We start from the raw sequence: 18,518 nt of genomic DNA, 5'->3' as shown, positions 1-18,518 counted from the left end.
AGCCAATGTCCGAAAGCGCCGGCCTGCTGCACACTGTCAAGGAAACCGTCAAGACGGTCGTCTATGCCTTGCTCATCGCCGGGGTCTTCCGGACCTTTTTCTTCCAGCCGTTCTGGATTCCGTCCGGGTCCATGAAGGACACGCTGTTGATCGGGGATTTCCTTTTCGTCAACAAGATGGCTTACGGTTATTCCTATGCCTCTTGCCCCTCGATCCGGATACCGCGCTTCGGCATAGATGTCGGCGCGGATGATTTCTGCGGTGTTTTCGAAGGCGGAAACGACCGGTTGTTCGGGTCCGAGCCCGAACGCGGTGACGTGGTCGTCTTTCGCCATCCGGTGACAGGCCGCGATTTCATCAAGCGGGTGATCGGGCTGCCCGGGGACCGCATCCAGATGCGCAACGGGGTGGTCCACATCAACGGTGAAGCCGCCGATCAGAGCCCCGACGGCTTTTTCATCGAGACCATGGAACGCCAGGGTCCCAGTGGCCTGCTGCCCCAGTGCATGAACGGCGCGGCGGGGCTGGGGTCCGAGTGTCAGAAACAGCGCTTCACCGAGGAACTGCCCAACGGCGTCACGCATTCGGTTCTCAACATCGGGCCACGGGCGCTGGACAACACCGGCGTCTTCACCGTGCCCGAGGGGCAGTATTTCTTCATGGGCGACAACCGTGACAATTCCTCGGACAGCCGGGTGCCGCAGGCGGCACGGGGCGTCGGGTTCGTCCCCTACGAAGATATCGTGGGGCGCGCTGACCGGATCGTGTTCTCGTCTGCCGGGAGATCCATGCTGGCCTTCTGGACCTGGCGTTCAGACCGCTATTTCAAGGCGATAGATTGAAACTTTCGAGCGAGCTCAGGGCGTTCCAGGGCAGGCTCGGCCATCGCTTCACCCGGCCCGAGTTGCTGATACGCGCGGTGACCCATCCTTCCATGTCGAGCGTCCACCGCGATGACAACCAGCGGCTGGAGTTTCTCGGCGACAGGGTGCTGGGGCTGGTCATGGCCGAGGCGCTGCTGGAGGCTGACCCGGCTGCGGCCGAGGGGCAACTGGCCCCGCGCTACAACGCGCTGGTGCGCAAGGAGGCCTGCGCCGCCGTTGCCCGCGAGATCGACCTGGGCGCGGTGCTGAAACTGGGCCGGTCCGAGATGAAATCGGGTGGTCGCCGCAAGGAGGCCCTGCTGGGCGACGCCATGGAAGCAGTGATCGCCGCCATCTACCTGGATGCGGGGTTCGAGGCGGCGCGGGTGCGTATCGTCGCGCTGTGGGGCAACCGCATCACCACGGTCAAGGCCGATGCCCGCGACGCCAAGACAGCGCTTCAGGAATGGGCCCAGGCGCGTGGCCAGCAACCGCCTGTCTACGAGGAATGCGCGCGCTCTGGTCCCGATCACGCGCCGAAATTCACGATTCAAGTGACCCTGGAAAGCGGTCAGAGCGCCCGGGCGACCGCCGGGTCCAAGCGCCATGCCGAACACGCCTCTGCCCAGGCTTTGCTGGACCGCATTGAGGCAGAATAGCTGAGTTAGCCATGACGCCGGGCGTCATACCGACCTTTTTGTTTGGCATCGGCACGCCACAACTTTTTGCGGATACCAGCCGGCTCAAGGTGACTGTACTTTCCACCTGAAAATTTTGGCCAATCAATTGCCAGACCCATCTTTACAAGCTCCGCTGCCAGATCTTGTCCGTCGGGTAAAAGGCACGTTCCTACAGCCCGATCATAGGTGCTTTCCGGGTGTAGTTCCGCGGTTATGACTTGACCTTTGCAGAGCTTGATCAGCGCGGACTTGGAATTTCGACCCCAAGGATGGTTTAGTTCCGGGGCATCGATGCCTGCGATGCGAATATGCACTCTTTCGATTACGATCGTGTCCCCGTCGATAACCCAGCACTTGCCCTTGAGCTTTCGAGCGGTCTGCGGCTCCTTGTAGTCTCCGGGCCGAGGCGGGGCTGGCTTGCGGTTGACCAACGGGCCAGACTGCGGGCGCGGCCCGGGGGAGGCTCCCCGACGTGTTTTCTTAGATCTTGCGGCGAAGGCAAACACCGCAAGCAAAGCCAGTACTGCAATGACTTCCATATTTTTGCTACCAGTTGAGGTAATTCCGGAATAAGGAGCGCAACAACCCAGTCTTACAGCGTTTTCCAGGGAGGCAACCAAGAATGACCCAACGCGCCGGATTTGTCGCCCTGATCGGAGAACCCAACTCGGGCAAGTCCACCCTGACAAACCGGATGGTGGGGGCCAAGGTGTCGATCGTCACGCATAAAGTGCAGACGACGCGGGCGCGCATCCGGGGGGTGGCACTGGAAGGCGATGCCCAGATGGTCCTTGTGGATACGCCGGGCCTGTTCCGCCCGCGCCGGCGGCTGGACCGGGCCATGGTCACCGCAGCCTGGGGGGGCGCCGCCGATTCAGACGTGATCGTCCTTCTGGTCGAGGCCCATCGTGGCGTGACCGAAGGCGTCGAAGCGATCCTCGAACAGCTCGAGCAGGTGGGCGAGGGCCGCAAGGTGGCGCTGGCGATCAACAAGATCGACCGGGTAGAGGCGCCCGCCTTGCTGGCTCTGACCAAGAAGATGAACGACAGCTATCCCTTCGCGGAAACCTTCATGGTCTCGGCGGAAAAGGGGCATGGCTGCGACGATCTGCGCCGTTGGCTTGCCGACCAGATGCCCGAGGGGCCGTGGCTCTACCCCGAAGACCAGATCGCCGATTTGCCGCTGCGCATGATCGCCGCCGAGATGACGCGCGAAAAGCTGATGTTGCGCCTGCACCAGGAACTGCCCTACCAACTGACCGTCGAGACCGAGAGCTGGGAAGAGCGTCCGGATGGCTCGGCCCGGGTCGACCAGGTGGTCTACGTGATACGCGACGGGCACAAGGGAATCGTTCTCGGCAAGAAGGGCGAGACGATCAAGGCGGTGGGCAAGGCCGCCCGCGAAGAACTGGAAGACTTCCTTGGTCGCAAGATTCACCTGTTCCTGCAGGTGAAGGTGCGCCCGAACTGGCTGGAGGAGGCCGAACGCTATTCCCAGATGGGGCTGGATTTTCGGGACGGAAACTGATGCGCCTTACGACGGATGTCTGGGTCTCGGCCTACCTGACCCGGCTGCGCCTGGTCGATATCCCTGCTTTCGTCGTGCGCAAGGGCGACATGACGGCGGGTGCGGTTCTGGTCAAGCTGAACCCGCTGGACGGGCGGGCCGTGGCCTATCAAAGGTCCGTAGACCTGATGAGTGGCGATCGGCGGTGGATCGTGCTGACCGAGGGCGAGGAACCGGAAGTCGACGCCGCGCTGGCCAGGCAGGCCCGGTTCGACCCCGATGTCTGGATCATCGAGGTCGAGGACCGCGCCGGCCGGCACCTGCTGGACGAGCCCGGGTTGGAGTAGCGAATGCGGCCGAGACAGTCTTGATCCGGGAACGCTTGCATGGCGCCTCGCCATCCCGCTTGATGCGGGGATGATCGAATGGCGCGAAGACGGGGCGGTTCTGCGGGTCCGCAAGCATGGCGAAAACGCAGTGATCCTCGATGTGTTCACCGAGGGGCATGGTAGGGCCGCGGGGGTCGTGCGAGGCGGGACGGGGCGCAGGTTGTCCCCGATTCTGCAACCGGGTGCGCAGCTGGACCTGACCTGGAAGGCCCGGCTGGAGGATCACCTGGGCACCTTCACCGTCGAACCCATTCGCAGCCGCGCGGCGCAGATCCTGGGCGGGCGCATGGCGCTGGCCGGGCTGAACGCGGTGACGGGTCTGTTGTGTTTCGTGTTGCCGGAACGCGAGGCGCATCCGCCGCTCTATCATCGCAGCGTCCAGTTGCTGGACCTGCTGGGGCAGGATGACCTGTGGCCGCTGGGTTACCTGCGCTGGGAACTGGCCCTGCTCGATGAAATGGGCTTCGGACTAGACCTGTCGACTTGCGCGGTGACGGGTGCGGGCGAGTCTCTGGTCTACATTTCACCGCGATCGGGCCGGGCGGTATCGGCCAAAGGTGCGGGTGACTGGGCCGACAGGCTGTTGCCGCTGCCGCCGATCCTGCTGCGGCAGGGCGACGCGACGCCCGCCGACATCCTCGACGGGCTCGAGGTGACAGGCCATTTCCTGCACCATCGGTTGGCGCCGGCGCTGGGCGACAAGCCCGTGCCGGAGGCCCGCGCGCGACTGCTGGACCTGCTGCGGCGGGCGGCATAGGTTTCAACTGTCAGGGGTCGTATGGCAACTTCAGGGTTGGTAAAGTGTCGGCGAAGGAGGCCATGATGCATCGTGAAACCGCCTTTCAGCGATCTGTCTCGCTGCAGAGACCTGCATCATGACGAAGCCACCCCGAGACGGGGAACAGTCCTTGGGCTTCGACCCGGCTGCGCACACGCGGGACGGGGTCATCTTCATCGGCACCTTGCACACGGGCTGGGCGCCAGGCCGAGCACCCAGGAACCTGCGCCAATCGCGGGCGCAAGGCGGCGGTGCCGGGCGCGTGGTGCTGGAAGCGCCCTATCGTGCGGGGCTGCGGGGGTTGACCGTCGGCCAGGCGATCTGGCTGATCCTGTGGTTCGACAAGTCCCGGCGCGACCTGATCGTTCAAGCGCCGCGCCACGCCGAGGAGCCGCGCGGAACCTTTGCCCTGCGTAGCCCCGTGCGGCCCAATCCCATTGCCATCGAGGCGGTCCGCATCACGTCACTGGATCACGAAACAGGGGAAATCGGCGTAGACGCGACCGATGCCTTCGATGGCACACCCGTGCTGGATATCAAGCCGTGGCTGGACGGGATCGACATCCCGCCCGAGCCGGGGGACTAGTCACACAGACGTCGTGCGATGACCTGTCCCTGTATCGTGGCGCAACGCCGGACCGTCTGGCATGTCGTCATCCCAATAGACGGCGGGCAATGACCTGCGCCTGGATCTCGGCGGCACCCTCGAAGATGTTCAGGATGCGGGCATCGCAGAGGATACGGCTGATCGCGTATTCCAGCGCGAAGCCGTTGCCGCCGTGGATTTGCAAGCCGTTGTCGGCTGCCGCCCAGGCCACGCGTGCGCCCAGCAGCTTGGCCATCCCGGCTTCCAGATCGCAGCGGCGCTCGTTGTCCTTCTCGTTGGCCGAGAAATAGGTCAGTTGGCGTGCCACCATGATCTCGACTGCCATCATCGCCAGTTTGCCCGCGACACGGGGAAAGGCGATCAGGGGCTTGCCGAACTGTTTGCGGTCCTGGGCGTATTGCATCGAGGTGTCCAGCGCCGATTGCGCCACGCCCACGGCGCGGGCGGCGGTCTGGATGCGGGCGGATTCGAAGGTCTGCATCAGTTGCTTGAACCCCTTGCCCTCCTCGCCGCCAAGAAGGTTCTCGCCCTTAACCTTGAACTGGTCGAACCCGATTTCGTATTCCTTCATGCCGCGATAACCCAGAACCTCGATTTCGCCACCGGTCATGCCTTCGGTCGGGAAGGGGGTCTCGTCCGTCCCGGGCGTCTTCTCGGCCAGGAACATCGACAGGCCGCGGTGATCGGCGCTTTCAGGATCGGTGCGCGCCAGCAGGGTCATGACATGGGTGCGCGAGGCATGGGTGATCCAGGTCTTGTTTCCCGTGATTTCGTAGTCCTCACCGGTCTTGACGGCGCGGGTGCGCAGCGCCCCGAGGTCGGACCCGGTGTTGGGTTCGGTGAATACGGCCGTGGGCAGGATTTCGGCCGTGGCAATCTTGGGCAGCCACTGCGCCTTCTGGTCCTCGGTGCCGCCGCAGAGGATCAGTTCGGCCGCGATCTCGGAGCGCGTGCCGAGGCTGCCGACGCCGATGTAGCCGCGGCTGAGTTCCTCCGAGACCACGGCCATGGCCGCCTTCGGCAGGCCCAAGCCTCCCAGCTCCTCGGGGATTGTCAGACCGAAAACACCCATCTCGGCCAGCTCCTCGATGACCTCCATCGGGATCAGCTCGTCCTTGAGGTGCCAGTCATGGGCATGGGGGTCGATCCGGTCCACCGTGTAGCGGCGGAATTGTTCGCGGATCATCTCCAACTCGTCGTCCAGGCCTGCGGCGCCCACGGTGACATGTGCGGATTGTTCCTGCATCAACTCCACGAGCCGCGTCCGGGCGGCTTGGCTGTTGGCTGACTTTGTCAGGGTCATCACCTCGGGTGTCATCATCATGCCCATCTGCTCCGGGCTCAGGCCAAGATCCTGCAGGCGGATGATTTCGCCCTGGCTCATGGGGATGCCGCCATGGAGCTGACAGAGGTATTCGCCGAAGGCGATCTGGTGCAGCAGTTGCTCGATTTCGCCGAACTTGCCGTCGGAGTGCAGGCGGTCGGCCCAGCCCTGCATCTGGCGCAGGGCTTCCACATATGTGGCCACCCAAGCCAGCCCGTGGGCGGCGGTCTGGTTCTGCTCCAGCAGCGTGCCCGAGACACGCTCGCCCGCGGTGACCATGGCCCGCACCGAGGCTGTGGCGGTTTCCTGAAGCGCCTCCAAGGGCGGGAGGGCGGCCCTCGTCAGGCTAAGAAGATCATTCAGAATGGGGCTCGTATCGTGTCTGTCCCGGGGCATGGCGATTCCTCTTTTTGCAGGCGCAGCAATAACGCCTTTGCGTATGCGGCGCAATATTGATGCGAGATAGGCCGTAAAAACGTGAAGAAAATGTCGCGGCGCTTTTTGGGCTGCGGCCGGATGTCTCGCGGGGTAAAGCAGGGGCATGAATATCGTAGCAAGCATCGACAGCATGGGCCTCCTGGCCTCGATCCTGGCCATCACCCTTCTGGCCGGGGTGGTGAAGGGGGCGGTGGGCTTTGCCATGCCGCTGATCATGGTATCGGGTCTGGGGTCACTGTTGGAACCGCGCCTGGCTGTGGCCGCGCTGATTCTCCCCATCGTACTGTCCAATGCCCTGCAGGTGCTCCGGTCTGGCCCGCGCGAGGCGCTTCAGGCCATGCGCGACTTCTGGCTATACTTGGTGCTGGTTTGCGGCATGATCCTGATTTCAGCGCAGTTCCTGACGGTGATCCCCTCGAACACCATGTTCCTGGTGCTTGGCGTGCCGGTGGTGGTGCTGTGCGGCATCCAGCTGCTGGGCCTGCGGCTGGTGATTCCCGAGGGGCGGCGGACACTTGGCGCGGTCATCGCGGGGTTGTTGTCGGGGTCACTGGGCGGGCTGGCTGGCACATGGGGGCCGCCGACGGTGCTTTATCTGGTGGCCATAGAGACGCCCAAGGCGCGGCAGATCGTCGTGCAGGGGGTCATCTACGGGCTGGGGTCGGTCATGCTTCTGCTGGGCCACGTGCAATCGGGGGTCCTGAACCGTGGAACCGTTGGGCTTTCGGCGCTTCTGGTGGTTCCGGCGGCGATCGGGATGTGGGCCGGGTTCCGGGTTCAGGACCGGATCGACCAGGCGACATTTCGCCGGGTGACGCTTCTGGTGCTGATGCTGGCCGGGCTGAACCTGATCCGGCGCGGCCTCATGTGACAGGCGTCCACACACGGGAAAGCCCCGCGGTTCGACGTCCCGCGGGGCATAATGACAATGCAATTCAGGACTTTACCCGATCGCGGCGGCTTTCACGTCATCGTTGATGTAGGGCGCGTACTGGGTGAAGTTCTCAGCGAACATCTCGACCAGCCGCTCGGCCTGCGCGTCGTAGGCTGCGGGGTCGGCCCAGGTGTCACGCGGGGTCAGTAGCCGGTTGTCCACCCCAGTGCAGGTCAACGGCACGTCGAAGCCGAAGTAGGGGTCCTTTCGGAAACTGCCCTCCACCAGGGACCCGTCCAGGGCCGCGGTCAGCAGGGCACGTGTGGCCTTGATCGGCATTCGGTTGCCAGTGCCATAGGCGCCACCGGTCCAGCCGGTGTTGACCAGCCAGCAGGTGGCGCCGTGGCTGGCGATCTTCTGGCGCAGCAATTCGCCGTAGACCTCGGGCCGGCGCGGTATGAAAGGCGCGCCGAAACAGGTGGAAAAGGTCGGCTCTGGCTCGGTGACGCCACGCTCGGTCCCGGCCACCTTGGAGGTGAAGCCGGACAGGAAATGATACATGGCCTGGGCCGGGGTCAGCCGCGCGATGGGCGGCAGCACGCCGAAGGCGTCACAGGTCAGCATGACGATGTTCTTGGGATGCCCGCCAAGGCCCGTGTCGCTGGCGTTGTCGATGTAGTGCAGCGGGTAGGCGCAACGCATGTTGGCCGTCAGGCTGTCATCCTCGAAGTCCAACTCGAGCGTTTCGGGATCGAAGACCATGTTCTCGATCACGGTTCCGGGCATCTCGGTGGTGGCGTATATCTCGGGCTCGGCCTCGGGGTCGAGGCCGATGGTCTTGGCATAGCAGCCGCCCTCGAAGTTGAAGATGCCGCGGTCCGACCAGCCGTGTTCGTCATCACCGATCAGCACCCGGTTGGGATCGGCCGAGAGGGTCGTCTTGCCCGTGCCCGACAAGCCGAAGAAAACGGCGGCGTCCACCGGGTTGCCCTTGGCGTGATTGGCGGAGCAATGCATTGGCATGATGCCCGTTTCCGGAAGGATGTAGTTGAGAAGCGTGAAGACGGATTTCTTGTTCTCGCCCCCGTATTCGGTGCCCCCGATCAGGATCAGCTTGCGGTCGAAATTCATCGCGATCACCGTTTCGCTGCGGCAGCCGTGACGTTCGGGGTCGGCATGGAACGTGGGACAATTGATAATCGTGAAGTCGGGGCTGAAGCCATCAAGTTCCGACACCTCGGGGCGCCGCAGGAGATGACGGATGAACAAGCTGTGCCAAGCCAGTTCGGTGACAACGCGGACGTCTAGCCGATGCGCCGGATCGGCCCCGCCAAAGAGATCCTCGACGAAGTAGTCGCGCCCCTTCATGTGAGCGGTCATATCCTCGTAGAGCCGGTCGAAGGCATCGGCCTCCATCTGGGCATTGTTATCCCACCAGATGGTGTCCTCGGTGCTGGGGGTGCGGACGACGTGCTTGTCCTTGGGCGAACGCCCCGTGAACTCGCCCGTGGTGGTCAGGAAGGCGCCGCCCTTGCCCAGCGTGCCCTCGCCGCGCGCGACCGCGGCCTCGACGAGCTCGGGCTCGACGAGGTTGTAATAGACATGACCAAGCCCGCTGATCCCCTGATCCTGCAGCTTCATCGTCGGATTGACCGTTCCATGGTCCATGTCTCTCTCGCTCCGTGATTGCGGGGCGAACGTGCCCCTGATGGTGCTCAATTAACACGCTGATTTTGCTCATGAACAGGTGGGGATGTCACAGTTAGCGCAATCATTAGCGCAATCAGGTATCAGTTAGCGCCACCATGGCGGTGCCTCGCCGGCCGCGCCGCACCGGCGGTTGGCAAAGTGAGGCATTTTAGCCATTGATTATCGTTTTTGGGGGCAAAACGGATGCAAGCGCGGGGCGCCCGTGCAGATTGGGATTGATTCGCACCGTCCTGTCAGGGCAAAAATATCAAAAAACACAGGCAAAAATTGAGCAGTAGGAAGGGGCAGTGACATGTCACGCATCGCGCTTGTTGATGACGACCGCAATATTCTGACTTCGGTATCCATGACACTCGAGGCCGAGGGCTTCGAGGTCGAGACCTATAACGACGGCCAGGCGGCACTGGATGCGTTCAACAAGAAGATGCCGGAACTGGCCGTGCTGGACATAAAGATGCCGCGCATGGATGGCATGGACCTGTTGCAGCGCCTGCGACAGAAAACCAGCATGCCGGTGATTTTCCTGACATCCAAGGACGACGAGATCGACGAGGTCCTGGGGCTGCGCATGGGCGCGGATGACTATGTCAAGAAACCCTTTAGCCAACGTCTTCTGGTGGAACGCATACGGGCGTTGCTGCGTCGCCAGGACGCGATCTCGGGCGAGCTTGTCGAAGAGAGCGAGGACCAAAAGCTCATGGTGCGCGGCGAGTTGAGCATGGACCCGTTGCGCCACGCCGTCACCTGGAAGGGGCGCGCCGTATCGCTGACCGTGACCGAGTTCCTTTTGCTCGAGGCGCTTGCCCAGCGGCCCGGCTTCGTCAAGTCGCGCGACCAACTGATGGACGTAGCCTATGACGACCAGGTCTATGTCGATGACCGCACCATCGACAGCCACATCAAGCGCCTGCGCAAGAAGATGCGCCAGGTCGACGACGAGTTTTCCGCGATCGAGACGCTCTACGGGATCGGCTATCGCTACAACGAAGAATAAGGGATGACGACAACCCCCAAGATCGACGTTCGTGACCTGAAATCTGTCCGGCGAGCAGCCGAGCAGCACGAATCCGTCGTGTTGGGGGATGACTGGATCGCGCCACGCCCCGACGACACTGACCTTCAGAAGCGCCGCGCCCGGCGCGGGTTTCTGCAACTCAACAAATCGCCGCTGGCACGCAAGATCATCACCTTCAATCTTATGGGTCTGATCGTTCTGGTCGCAGGGGTGCTGTACCTCAGCCCTTCGCGCGACAACCTCGCTTTTCAGCGCGGCTCTTCCCTTGTCAACGAGGCCGAGCTGATCGCCGATGTCTTCGAGGCGCAACTGCCCCTGGGTGCGCCGGTCAACCTCGTCACCGGCGACGGTATAGAGGCACAGACAACGCTTGAGGGCCTGGACCTGCGCGGCGGTGTCGATGTCTACCTCTTTGATCGGCAGGGCGTTCTTGTCTCCAGCTGGTCCGATCCCACCAACGGCGATATGCCGGTCCCCGGGCTGGAACTCGAGGGGCACGGCACCCTGATCACGGATTTCCTGAACGGGGTGTTCAACTGGTTCTCGTCCGTCCTGCGCGACGGTGATCCCGCGGCAATGCCGGTTGACCCCGTGCTGGATTTCGGGCGCTCCGTCCAGCAGACGATCGCGACCGGCACACAGTTCGAGACACGGCAGGACTCCGAGGGGCGTGCCTTCTTCACTGTCTCGACGCCCGTCATGCAGGGGGATCAGCCCGTTGGGGTGATTGCCGTCGTCTCGGCCCCGGGCGAGCTGAACGCGCTGGTGAGCCGCGACCGCGAGCAGCTTTTGCAGATGTTCGTGATCGGGGCGATCGTTTCCATCGCGCTTAGCCTCGTGCTGGCCTCGACCATCGCCAACCCCCTGTCCGACCTGGCCGAGGCCGCGGAACTGGGCCGTGACAAGAACGCCCGCAAGGTCGCCCCCGAACGCATCCGCATTCCCGATCTGACCGGGCGACCCGACGAGATTGGCCGTCTGTCCGGGGCCCTGCGCGGCATGGTCGCGGCCCTGACCCAGCGGATCGAGGGCAACGAGCAATTCGCCGCAGACGTGGCGCACGAGATCAAGAACCCGCTGGCCTCGATGCGTTCGGCCGTTGGCACCCTGCGCGTGGCCAAGCGCGATGACCAGCGCGAGCGGATGCTGGAGGTGCTGGAACATGACGTGCGGCGGCTCGACCGGCTGGTCAGTGATATTTCCAACGCGTCGCGGCTGGACACCGAACTCGTCAAGGACGACGAAGAGGAGTTCGACTTGCTGAAAACGTTGTCGAACCTCACAGAGTTCCTTGGCAACGAGGCCGAACAGAAGGGCGTGGATTTCATCACCGACCTGCCGCAGCAACCGATCCTGGTGGTGGGACTGGAGGGGCGATTGGCCCAGGTTTTCGTCAACCTCATCTCCAATGCCATATCCTTCTGCGAGGAGGGGGACGCGATCCGTGTCTGGACCCGCAAGCGCGAGAATCGCGTCCTGGTGGTGGTTGAGGACACCGGCCCGGGCATCCCCGACGAGGCATTGTCGAAAATATTCAAGCGGTTCTATTCTGAACGCCCCGAGGGGCAGTTCGGCAACAACTCGGGCCTGGGGCTGGCCATTTCCAAGCAGATCGTCGAGGCGCATGGTGGCGTGATCTGGGCCGAGAACATCCGTCCGACCGATGCCGATGTCGGCTCTGATCCGCTGGGCGCCCGCTTCGTGGTCGGCCTGCCGGTCTAGTCCGGAGGTGTCGTGCGATTCCAGTCAGCTGCACGCCACAACCGTTGCCGTGGATGGCCGGGGCGTTGTCATCACGGGGCCGTCCGGGTCCGGCAAGTCCGCAATGGGCCTGTCCTTGCTGGCGCTGGGCGCGCAACTGGTCACCGATGATATCACCTGCCTGAGCATCAAGAATGGAGAGGTGATCGCCCGCGCCCCCGCGGGCGCCCCCGCTGGTATCGAGGCCCGCGGCGTGGGTCTCCTGCGGGCCGACCTGGCAGGGCCGGTCCCCGTGGCTCTGGTCGTCGACATGACCCAGGAGGAAGAGCTGCGCCTGCCGCCGCAGCGCCATTTCGTGCTACTCGGCCGGAATTTCCCTTGCTTTCACAAGGTCGCGCGCGACTATTTTCCTGCCGCCATCCTGCAATATATCCATTTTGGTAGGTTGGATTGACCACCTGTTCCGGAGGCCCCATGGACATCGCGCCGCATCAGACAGACAGGCCCGGCACGACACCGCCGCCCGGCCAACGGCTGGTTATCGTGACCGGTCCGTCTGGTGCAGGGCGGGCGACGGCGATCCACATCCTTGAGGACCTGGGGTTCGAGGCCATAGACAACATTCCCATGTCGATGCTGCGTCGCCTTGTCGAGGCGCCGGGCGGCGACCGACCGATGGCCCTCGGTGTGGATGTCCGCAACCGGGATTTCTCGATCGAGCGGCTTCAGGACCTTGTCGATTGGCTGGAACGCCGCGATGGGCTGGCGCTTCAACTGCTGTTTCTCGACTGCAGCGAGGACGTTCTGGTGCGGCGCTATTCCGAAACGCGACGCCGCCACCCACTGGTGCCCGACGCCCCAGCGATCATGGGCATCCGCGAGGAGATCGAGTTGCTTGCCCCGATAAGGGATCGCGCCGACATCCTGATCGACACCACAGAGACCAGCCCCCACGATCTAAAGGCGGCACTGTCCGAGTGCTTCTCGGACGGGCGTGCCGGGGCCATGGGGGTGACGTTTCAATCGTTCTCCTACAAGCGCGGCGTGCCCAAGGGCATCGACATGATGTTCGACTGCCGGTTCCTGCGCAATCCGCACTGGGAGCCGGAGTTGCGCCAGATGACCGGTCTTGACGCACCCGTGCGCGCCCATGTCGAGGGCGACGTCCGTTTTGCACCATTCGTCGAGCGCGTGCAGGACCTCATGCTGGACCTGTTGCCGGCGTTCCGTGAAGAAGGCAAATCGCATCTGTCCATCGGGTTTGGATGTACCGGCGGGCAACACAGGTCGGTCGTCGTGACCGAAACCCTGGCCCGGGGGCTTGCAGAGGCCGGGTGGCACGTGTCTAAGAGGCATGGGGAGCAGGAACGCTGGGGCGGCGGCGCGGCCAAACGGGACAAGCACACGTGATCGGAATCGTGATTGTGGCGCATGGGGGGTTGGCGGCGGAATATCTTTCCGCCGTCGAACACGTCGTGGGCCGCCAGCCTGGCATCCGTGCCATTTCGATTGAGGCCGAAGTTGACCGTTCTGCCAAGCAGGACGAGATCTGCGCAGCCGCCGACGCTGTGGATACAGGCGACGGGGTGGTCATCGTGACCGACATGTTCGGCGGCTCACCCTCGAACTTGTCGCTGCGCGCTTGCAACCCCGAGAACCGCCGCATCATTTACGGCGCGAACCTGCCCATGCTTGTCAAGCTGGCCAAGTCGCGCCGCAAGCCGGTGCCCGTTGCCGTCGAGGATGCGCTGGCCGCGGGGCGCAAGTACATCAACAGCCATTCCGTGGGTCTGGACTGAGTGGGGAAGGCCGATGGCGCACCGCGAGCTTGAGATCGTCAACATCAAGGGGCTGCACGCAAGGGCGGCTGCCAAGTTCGCCGAGACGGTCGAACAGTTCGATGCCCAGGCCGAGGTGATCAAGGATGGCCTGTCCGCCGCCGGTGACAGCATCATGGGGCTTTTGATGTTGGCAGCCTCCAAGGGAACCTTTATTGAGGTCGAGACCACGGGCAGGCAGGCCGAGGACCTTGCGGACGCGCTCCAGGCGCTCGTGGCCGGCAAGTTCGGCGAGGGGGACTGACACCCCCGTCCGTATCTCGAACGAGGGGACTTCACGCTTGACGGAAACGTCTTCCAGAAACCTGCACGGGCCACAGGGACGCGGGCCATCACGCGTCTATGATCGGCGGAGCCTGACCTATTCCGATACCTTCGGTTCTCCGCTGCTGCGCCAAGCCATCAGGACCATGGAATGGTGTACCGGTAAGATCGAGGTGATCCGCCGCATCCGCCGTTTCGAGAGTCGCGCCATCCCCAAGGGACAGGCCTTTTGGCCGGCCACGATGGAGGTCATGGGGATCGACATCCTGACCCCCGAGCACCAGTTGGACCGCATCCCCGAAAGCGGGCCGGTCATCTTGGTGGCGAACCACCCGCACGGGCTGATCGACGGCATGGTGTTGGCCGATGTGGTCGGGCGGCGGCGCAACGACTATCGCATCCTGACGCGCGCGCTGCTGACCGGAATCGACGAAAGTGCGGCCAGCTACATGATTCCGGTGCCGTTTCCGCACGAGTCGGATGCCCAGAAACAGATGATCCAGATGCGGGCGCGGGCCATGGACCATCTGGACAAGAATGGGCTGGTTGCGTTGTTCCCGTCAGGCGTGGTGGCCCAGGCCGAGACCATGTTCGGTCGCGCGATTGAGGCCGAATGGAATGTCTTCACCGCCAAGATGATCCGCCGGTCAGGGGCCACCGTCGTGCCCTGCTATTTCCCTGGGTCCAATTCACGAGCCTACCAGGTGGCGGCGAATATTTCGCCCACCCTGCGGCAGGGGCTGCTGATCCACGAGGTCGTCCATGCCTTCGACAAGCCGCAGGCCCCGGTGATCGGCAAGCCCATCCCGCCACAGATGGCCGCAGAAAAGGGCCAGGATCCGCGCGGTTTCATGTCATGGCTGCGCCAGCACACGATATCCTTGGGCGAGGACCCGGATCGCGATCCGGGCTGAGCCTCACCGTGTCGGTACCGGCGCGTCCCCGCGATAGTCGTAAAAACCACGTTGGGTCTTGCGGCCCAGCCACCCGGCCTCGACGTATTTCGTCAAGAGTGGGCAGGGTCGATACTTGGTATCCGCAAGCCCATCGTGCAGCACGTTCATGATCGCAAGGCAGGTGTCCAGCCCGATGAAATCGGCCAGTTCCAGCGGCCCCATGGGATGGTTTGCCCCCAGCTTGAGCGAGGTGTCGATGGAACTTACGCTGCCGACGCCCTCGTAAAGCGCGTAGACTGCCTCGTTGATCATTGGCATCAGGATGCGGTTGACGATGAAGGCCGGAAAATCCTCGGCCGTGGCGGCGGTCTTGCCCAGCCTTGCGACCACCTCGTAGCAGGCATCGAAGGTTTCCTTGCCGGTCGCGATCCCGCGGATCAGTTCGACCAGCTGCATCACCGGCACCGGGTTCATGAAGTGGAACCCCATGAACTGTTCCGGCCGGTCCGTGCGGCTGGCCAGCCGCGTGATCGAGATCGAAGAGGTGTTCGAGGTCAGGATCGTCTCGGGCTTCAGGTGTGGCAGGAGGGCGTCGAAGATCTCCTGCTTGACGGTCTCGCGCTCGGTGGCGGCCTCGATGATCAGGTCCGTGGGGCCAAGGTCGGTCAGTGTCTGCGTGGTGCTGATGCGAGCCATTGCCGTGGCTTTTTCCGCTTCGGAGATGCGCTCGCGGCTGACTTGGCGGTCGAGGTTGCGCTCGATCGTGGATATGGCCTTGTCGATGGCGTCCTGGCTGATGTCGTTGAGCAGCACTTCGTAACCGGCCACTGCGCAGACATGGGCGATTCCGTTGCCCATCTGCCCGGCTCCGACGACGCCAATCCGTTCAATAGCCATACGCGCGATCCCTGGTGAGTGTTGATGGTCATACCCTATGCGCCGTTCCGGTCCGGCTCAAGGTGCCGCATTGCAGAAACCCCGGCGTGCCGATGTGGGTTCGATCGCAGGGCTTAAGCGTTTGGAAAGGGAATCGGCAGAATTTCGTCATCGGTGAGACGAAAAACTGGTGGTGGGACCAATGACACTTCACATGAGAAACGCGCCCGGTGCGTGTCTGACGACTTGCAGCTATGGTCTGTCGCGGTTGGATTTCCGGGGGCCGTGGCGCCCTACCGACGGCGGCTACCTCGCGTGCCTTGGGGGCAGCGAGACCTTCGCACGGGACGTGCCACATCCTTTCCCCGAGCTACTGGAACAGGAAACCGGCACAGTTTGCCTGAACCTGGGCCAACAGATGGCCGGACCGGACCTGTTCTTGCGCGACCACGCGGTGCGCGCGCTCGTCCACGATGCCTCGGCCGTGGTCATTCAGATCATGGGGGCCGTCAACCTCAGCAACCGGTTCTACAAGGTGCATCCACGCCGAAACGACCGGTTCATCGCGCCGTGTTCGCCGCTGCGCGCGCTCTATCCCGAGGTCGACTTTACCGAGATCGCCTTTACCGGCCATCTGATGGCCAGGCTGGCCGAGACCGACCCGCTGAGGGTGTCCGAGGTGCGGCGGGTCTTGCGCGGGTGCTGGATGCGGCGAATGCGCGAACTCGTCGGCCTGGCCAACGGGCCCGTGCACTTGTTGTGGTTCGCACCGCGCCACCCCGAGGATCCGGCGGACAACGGGCACGACCCCTCCCTCGTGACGCCCGAGATGCTGACCGCACTGGAGGCGGCCGGGACGAAAGTGACCCAGGTGGTTTACGACGGCAGCCCCGGTGTCTTGCCGCAAATGCCCTGTACCCCGGATCATCGACGCGCGGCCGCCGCGCTCTGCGATGCCATGGGCCGGTGAAAAAGGCCCGCCGGCGCGGCGGGCCTTTCCCGATGCTCCGGTTCCGGGTCAGTTCAACTTTTCGCTGAGCTCCGGCAGCGCTTCGAAGAGGTCGGCGACCAGACCGTAATCGGCCACCTGGAAAATCGGGGCCTCTTCGTCCTTGTTGATGGCGACGATGATCTTGGAGTCCTTCATGCCGGCCAGGTGCTGGATCGCGCCAGAGATCCCGACGGCGATATAAAGATCTGGCGCCACCACCTTGCCGGTCTGGCCGACCTGCCAATCGTTAGGGGCAAACCCCGAGTCCACGGCCGCGCGGGAGGCGCCCACGGCGGCGCCCAGCTTGTCGGCCAGTGTCTCGATCAGGGCGAAATCGTCTTCGGAGCCGACGCCGCGGCCCCCGGAGACGACGACGCCGGCCGAAGTCAGGTCCGGCCGGTCGGTCTCGGCGACCTTGTCCTCGACCCATTCCGACAGGCCCTCGGCGGCGGGAACACTGACGGTCTCGACTGGGGCGCTGCCGCTGTCACCGGCCGCATCGAAGGTCGAAGTGCGGAAGGTCACCACCTTCTTGGCATCCGAGGACTTCACGGTCTGGATCGCGTTGCCCGCGTAGATCGGGCGTTCGAAGGTGTCGGCGTCGACCACGGCCGAGACGTCCGAGATCACCATGACATCCAGGAGCGCGGCAACGCGCGGCATGACGTTCTTGGCATCCGTGGTGGCCGGTGCGGTGATGTGGTCGTAGTCACCGGCCAGTGACACGATCAGCGCAGCGGTCGTCTCGGCCAGGCGGTGACCGAGACTGTCGTCCTCGGCGACCAGAACCTTGGCGACCCCGTCGATCTGCGCCGCGGCCCCTCCGGCGGCGGCAGCGGAACTGCCCGCGCAGAGAACGGTCACCTCGCCCAGTTGCCCGGCGGCTGTGACCGCCTTGGCGGTGGCATCCATGGAGAGTTCGCCGTCATTGACTTCGGCAAGCAGGAGAACAGCCATCAAACGACCCCCTTTTCCTTGAGTTTCTCGACCAGTTCGTCGACCGAGCCGACGATCTCGCCGGCCTGGCGGGCCTCGGGTTCGGCGGTCGAGACGATGGACAGGCGCGGGGTGACATCGACGCCGTAGTCCTCGGCGGTCTTTTCATCCAGCGGCTTCTTCTTGGCTTTCATGATGTTGGGCAGCGAGGCGTAGCGCGGCTCATTCAGGCGCAGATCGACTGTGACGATGGTCGGCATCTTGACCTTGATGGTCTGAAGGCCGCCATCCACCTCGCGGGTGACGACGGCGCTGTCGCCGTCCACGTCAAGCGCACTGGCAAAGGTGCCCTGGGACCAGCCCAGAAGCGCCGATAGCATCTGGCCGGTGGCGTTCATGTCGTTGTCGATGGCCTGTTTGCCCGCGATGACAAGGCCGGGCCCTTCCTCTTCCACGACCTGGGCGAGGATCTTGGCCACGGCCAGCGGCTCGATGTCCTGGTGGACGTCTTCGGCGGCAACCACGAGAATGGCCCGGTCGGCCCCCATGGCCAGGGCCGTGCGCAGGGTTTCCTGGGCCTGTTTCACGCCGATGGAGACGGCCACGACCTCATCTGCCTTACCGGCCTCCTTGAGGCGGATGGCTTCTTCGACCGCGATCTCGTCGAAGGGGTTCATCGACATCTTGACGTTGGCGAGATCGACACCGGAGCCATCCGCCTTGACGCGGACCTTCACGTTGTAATCGATCACGCGTTTGACGGGCACAAGCACCTTCATCAGCGTAAATCTCCCTATGGATTCCTGTTCTCGCCCCCGTAGGTAGCGCGGG

Annotated in this window: 21 protein-coding genes; 15 read left to right on the top strand and 6 right to left on the bottom strand. The window is 63.7% G+C overall.

Annotated elements, in window-relative coordinates:
* The first annotated feature begins 5 nt into the window (after window positions 1-5).
* Window positions 6-842 (top strand): signal peptidase I, encoded by an 837-nt coding sequence (lepB, locus tag VJ897_RS02700; protein ID WP_324053011.1) that lies wholly within the window; start codon window positions 6-8, stop codon window positions 840-842.
* Window positions 839-1,522, top strand: a complete 684-nt coding sequence (gene rnc / locus VJ897_RS02695; RefSeq protein WP_324053009.1) for a ribonuclease III — start codon at window positions 839-841, stop codon at window positions 1,520-1,522. Before lepB ends, rnc begins: the two co-directional genes overlap by 4 nt.
* A gap of 5 nt (window positions 1,523-1,527) precedes the next feature.
* Here rnc and VJ897_RS02690 read toward each other — a convergent pair whose 3' ends face one another.
* The gene (locus tag VJ897_RS02690) at window positions 1,528-2,082 is read right to left on the bottom strand and encodes a thermonuclease family protein (protein ID WP_324053007.1); all 555 of its coding nucleotides are present in this window, start codon (window positions 2,080-2,082) and stop codon (window positions 1,528-1,530) included.
* An 83-nt stretch (window positions 2,083-2,165) separates the two neighbouring features.
* Between VJ897_RS02690 and era the strand changes: the two genes are divergently transcribed.
* From era to VJ897_RS02670, 4 genes are all read left to right on the top strand, one after another.
* Complete coding sequence (era, locus tag VJ897_RS02685; RefSeq protein WP_324053005.1) at window positions 2,166-3,071, top strand: GTPase Era; 906 nt, start codon at window positions 2,166-2,168, stop codon at window positions 3,069-3,071.
* The gene (locus tag VJ897_RS02680) at window positions 3,071-3,397 is read left to right on the top strand and encodes a DUF1491 family protein (RefSeq protein ID WP_324053003.1); all 327 of its coding nucleotides are present in this window, start codon (window positions 3,071-3,073) and stop codon (window positions 3,395-3,397) included. The genes era and VJ897_RS02680 overlap by 1 nt, the downstream gene beginning before the upstream one ends.
* Window positions 3,398-3,470: 73 nt before the next feature.
* On the top strand, window positions 3,471-4,196 hold the full coding sequence (gene recO / locus VJ897_RS02675; protein ID WP_324053064.1) for a DNA repair protein RecO: 726 nt from the start codon (window positions 3,471-3,473) through the stop codon (window positions 4,194-4,196).
* Window positions 4,197-4,314: 118 nt separating this feature from the next.
* On the top strand, window positions 4,315-4,803 hold the full coding sequence (locus VJ897_RS02670) for a TrmO family methyltransferase domain-containing protein (RefSeq protein ID WP_324053001.1): 489 nt from the start codon (window positions 4,315-4,317) through the stop codon (window positions 4,801-4,803).
* Window positions 4,804-4,870: 67 nt separating this feature from the next.
* On the opposite strand, the gene VJ897_RS02665 is transcribed toward VJ897_RS02670, so the two are convergent.
* The gene (locus VJ897_RS02665; RefSeq protein WP_324052999.1) at window positions 4,871-6,544 is read right to left on the bottom strand and encodes an acyl-CoA dehydrogenase family protein; all 1,674 of its coding nucleotides are present in this window, start codon (window positions 6,542-6,544) and stop codon (window positions 4,871-4,873) included.
* A 145-nt stretch (window positions 6,545-6,689) separates the two neighbouring features.
* Between VJ897_RS02665 and VJ897_RS02660 the strand changes: the two genes are divergently transcribed.
* The gene (locus VJ897_RS02660; RefSeq protein WP_324052997.1) at window positions 6,690-7,457 is read left to right on the top strand and encodes a sulfite exporter TauE/SafE family protein; all 768 of its coding nucleotides are present in this window, start codon (window positions 6,690-6,692) and stop codon (window positions 7,455-7,457) included.
* A gap of 72 nt (window positions 7,458-7,529) precedes the next feature.
* Here the strand turns inward: VJ897_RS02660 and VJ897_RS02655 are convergent, their stop codons facing one another.
* The gene (locus tag VJ897_RS02655) at window positions 7,530-9,128 is read right to left on the bottom strand and encodes a phosphoenolpyruvate carboxykinase (protein ID WP_324052995.1); all 1,599 of its coding nucleotides are present in this window, start codon (window positions 9,126-9,128) and stop codon (window positions 7,530-7,532) included.
* A gap of 334 nt (window positions 9,129-9,462) precedes the next feature.
* Here VJ897_RS02655 and VJ897_RS02650 point away from each other — a divergent pair, with 334 nt between their 5' ends.
* The 7 genes from VJ897_RS02650 to VJ897_RS02620 are packed head-to-tail and all read left to right on the top strand — an operon-like array spanning window position 9,463 to window position 14,902.
* Window positions 9,463-10,164 carry a response regulator transcription factor gene (locus tag VJ897_RS02650; protein ID WP_324052994.1) on the top strand — a complete coding sequence of 234 codons (702 nt, stop codon included), beginning with the start codon at window positions 9,463-9,465 and terminating at the stop codon, window positions 10,162-10,164.
* A gap of 3 nt (window positions 10,165-10,167) precedes the next feature.
* Window positions 10,168-11,907 (top strand): sensor N-terminal transmembrane domain-containing protein, encoded by a 1,740-nt coding sequence (locus VJ897_RS02645; RefSeq protein WP_324052992.1) that lies wholly within the window; start codon window positions 10,168-10,170, stop codon window positions 11,905-11,907.
* A gap of 7 nt (window positions 11,908-11,914) precedes the next feature.
* Window positions 11,915-12,340 carry an HPr kinase/phosphorylase gene (locus VJ897_RS02640; protein WP_324052991.1) on the top strand — a complete coding sequence of 142 codons (426 nt, stop codon included), beginning with the start codon at window positions 11,915-11,917 and terminating at the stop codon, window positions 12,338-12,340.
* A 20-nt stretch (window positions 12,341-12,360) separates the two neighbouring features.
* Window positions 12,361-13,296: an RNase adapter RapZ gene (rapZ, locus tag VJ897_RS02635; protein ID WP_324052989.1), complete on the top strand. Its 936-nt coding sequence runs from the start codon at window positions 12,361-12,363 to the stop codon at window positions 13,294-13,296.
* Window positions 13,293-13,685, top strand: a complete 393-nt coding sequence (locus tag VJ897_RS02630; RefSeq protein WP_324052987.1) for a PTS sugar transporter subunit IIA — start codon at window positions 13,293-13,295, stop codon at window positions 13,683-13,685. The genes rapZ and VJ897_RS02630 overlap by 4 nt, the downstream gene beginning before the upstream one ends.
* A 13-nt stretch (window positions 13,686-13,698) precedes the next feature.
* Entirely contained in the window at window positions 13,699-13,968 is a 270-nt protein-coding gene (locus VJ897_RS02625; protein WP_324052985.1) for an HPr family phosphocarrier protein, read from the top strand.
* 37 nt (window positions 13,969-14,005) lie between these two features.
* Entirely contained in the window at window positions 14,006-14,902 is an 897-nt protein-coding gene (locus VJ897_RS02620) for a lysophospholipid acyltransferase family protein (RefSeq protein ID WP_324052983.1), read from the top strand.
* 3 nt (window positions 14,903-14,905) lie between these two features.
* On the opposite strand, the gene VJ897_RS02615 is transcribed toward VJ897_RS02620, so the two are convergent.
* A complete protein-coding gene (locus VJ897_RS02615; RefSeq protein WP_324052982.1) occupies window positions 14,906-15,781 on the bottom strand; it encodes a 3-hydroxybutyryl-CoA dehydrogenase in 876 nt (291 codons plus the stop codon).
* A gap of 193 nt (window positions 15,782-15,974) precedes the next feature.
* On the opposite strand from VJ897_RS02615, the gene VJ897_RS02610 reads away from it, so the two are divergent.
* On the top strand, window positions 15,975-16,730 hold the full coding sequence (locus VJ897_RS02610) for a DUF6473 family protein (protein ID WP_324052980.1): 756 nt from the start codon (window positions 15,975-15,977) through the stop codon (window positions 16,728-16,730).
* Window positions 16,731-16,778: 48 nt separating this feature from the next.
* On the opposite strand, the gene VJ897_RS02605 is transcribed toward VJ897_RS02610, so the two are convergent.
* A complete protein-coding gene (locus VJ897_RS02605; RefSeq protein ID WP_324052978.1) occupies window positions 16,779-17,708 on the bottom strand; it encodes an electron transfer flavoprotein subunit alpha/FixB family protein in 930 nt (309 codons plus the stop codon).
* Window positions 17,708-18,466, bottom strand: a complete 759-nt coding sequence (locus VJ897_RS02600; protein ID WP_324053062.1) for an electron transfer flavoprotein subunit beta/FixA family protein — start codon at window positions 18,464-18,466, stop codon at window positions 17,708-17,710. The genes VJ897_RS02605 and VJ897_RS02600 overlap by 1 nt, the downstream gene beginning before the upstream one ends.
* Between the last annotated feature and the right edge of the window lie 52 nt (window positions 18,467-18,518).

The sequence above is a fragment of the Salibaculum sp. genome (assembly GCF_035270045.1).
Taxonomy (GTDB): domain Bacteria; phylum Pseudomonadota; class Alphaproteobacteria; order Rhodobacterales; family Rhodobacteraceae; genus Salibaculum.
The sequence above is the reverse complement of the archived record's forward strand: the minus strand, read 5'-3'. Positions and strand labels throughout refer to the sequence as shown.

Coding starts and splice junctions, on each gene's coding strand:
- lepB (WP_324053011.1), top strand. CDS start 6: ATGTCCGAAAGCGCCGGCCTGCTGCACACTGTCAAGGAAACCGTCAAG.
- VJ897_RS02690 (WP_324053007.1), bottom strand. CDS start 2,082: ATGGAAGTCATTGCAGTACTGGCTTTGCTTGCGGTGTTTGCCTTCGCC.
- era (WP_324053005.1), top strand. CDS start 2,166: ATGACCCAACGCGCCGGATTTGTCGCCCTGATCGGAGAACCCAACTCG.
- VJ897_RS02680 (WP_324053003.1), top strand. CDS start 3,071: ATGCGCCTTACGACGGATGTCTGGGTCTCGGCCTACCTGACCCGGCTG.
- VJ897_RS02670 (WP_324053001.1), top strand. CDS start 4,315: ATGACGAAGCCACCCCGAGACGGGGAACAGTCCTTGGGCTTCGACCCG.
- VJ897_RS02665 (WP_324052999.1), bottom strand. CDS start 6,544: ATGCCCCGGGACAGACACGATACGAGCCCCATTCTGAATGATCTTCTT.
- VJ897_RS02660 (WP_324052997.1), top strand. CDS start 6,690: ATGAATATCGTAGCAAGCATCGACAGCATGGGCCTCCTGGCCTCGATC.
- VJ897_RS02655 (WP_324052995.1), bottom strand. CDS start 9,128: ATGGACCATGGAACGGTCAATCCGACGATGAAGCTGCAGGATCAGGGG.
- VJ897_RS02650 (WP_324052994.1), top strand. CDS start 9,463: ATGTCACGCATCGCGCTTGTTGATGACGACCGCAATATTCTGACTTCG.
- VJ897_RS02645 (WP_324052992.1), top strand. CDS start 10,168: ATGACGACAACCCCCAAGATCGACGTTCGTGACCTGAAATCTGTCCGG.
- rapZ (WP_324052989.1), top strand. CDS start 12,361: ATGGACATCGCGCCGCATCAGACAGACAGGCCCGGCACGACACCGCCG.
- VJ897_RS02625 (WP_324052985.1), top strand. CDS start 13,699: ATGGCGCACCGCGAGCTTGAGATCGTCAACATCAAGGGGCTGCACGCA.
- VJ897_RS02615 (WP_324052982.1), bottom strand. CDS start 15,781: ATGGCTATTGAACGGATTGGCGTCGTCGGAGCCGGGCAGATGGGCAAC.
- VJ897_RS02610 (WP_324052980.1), top strand. CDS start 15,975: ATGAGAAACGCGCCCGGTGCGTGTCTGACGACTTGCAGCTATGGTCTG.
- VJ897_RS02605 (WP_324052978.1), bottom strand. CDS start 17,708: ATGGCTGTTCTCCTGCTTGCCGAAGTCAATGACGGCGAACTCTCCATG.
- VJ897_RS02600 (WP_324053062.1), bottom strand. CDS start 18,466: ATGAAGGTGCTTGTGCCCGTCAAACGCGTGATCGATTACAACGTGAAG.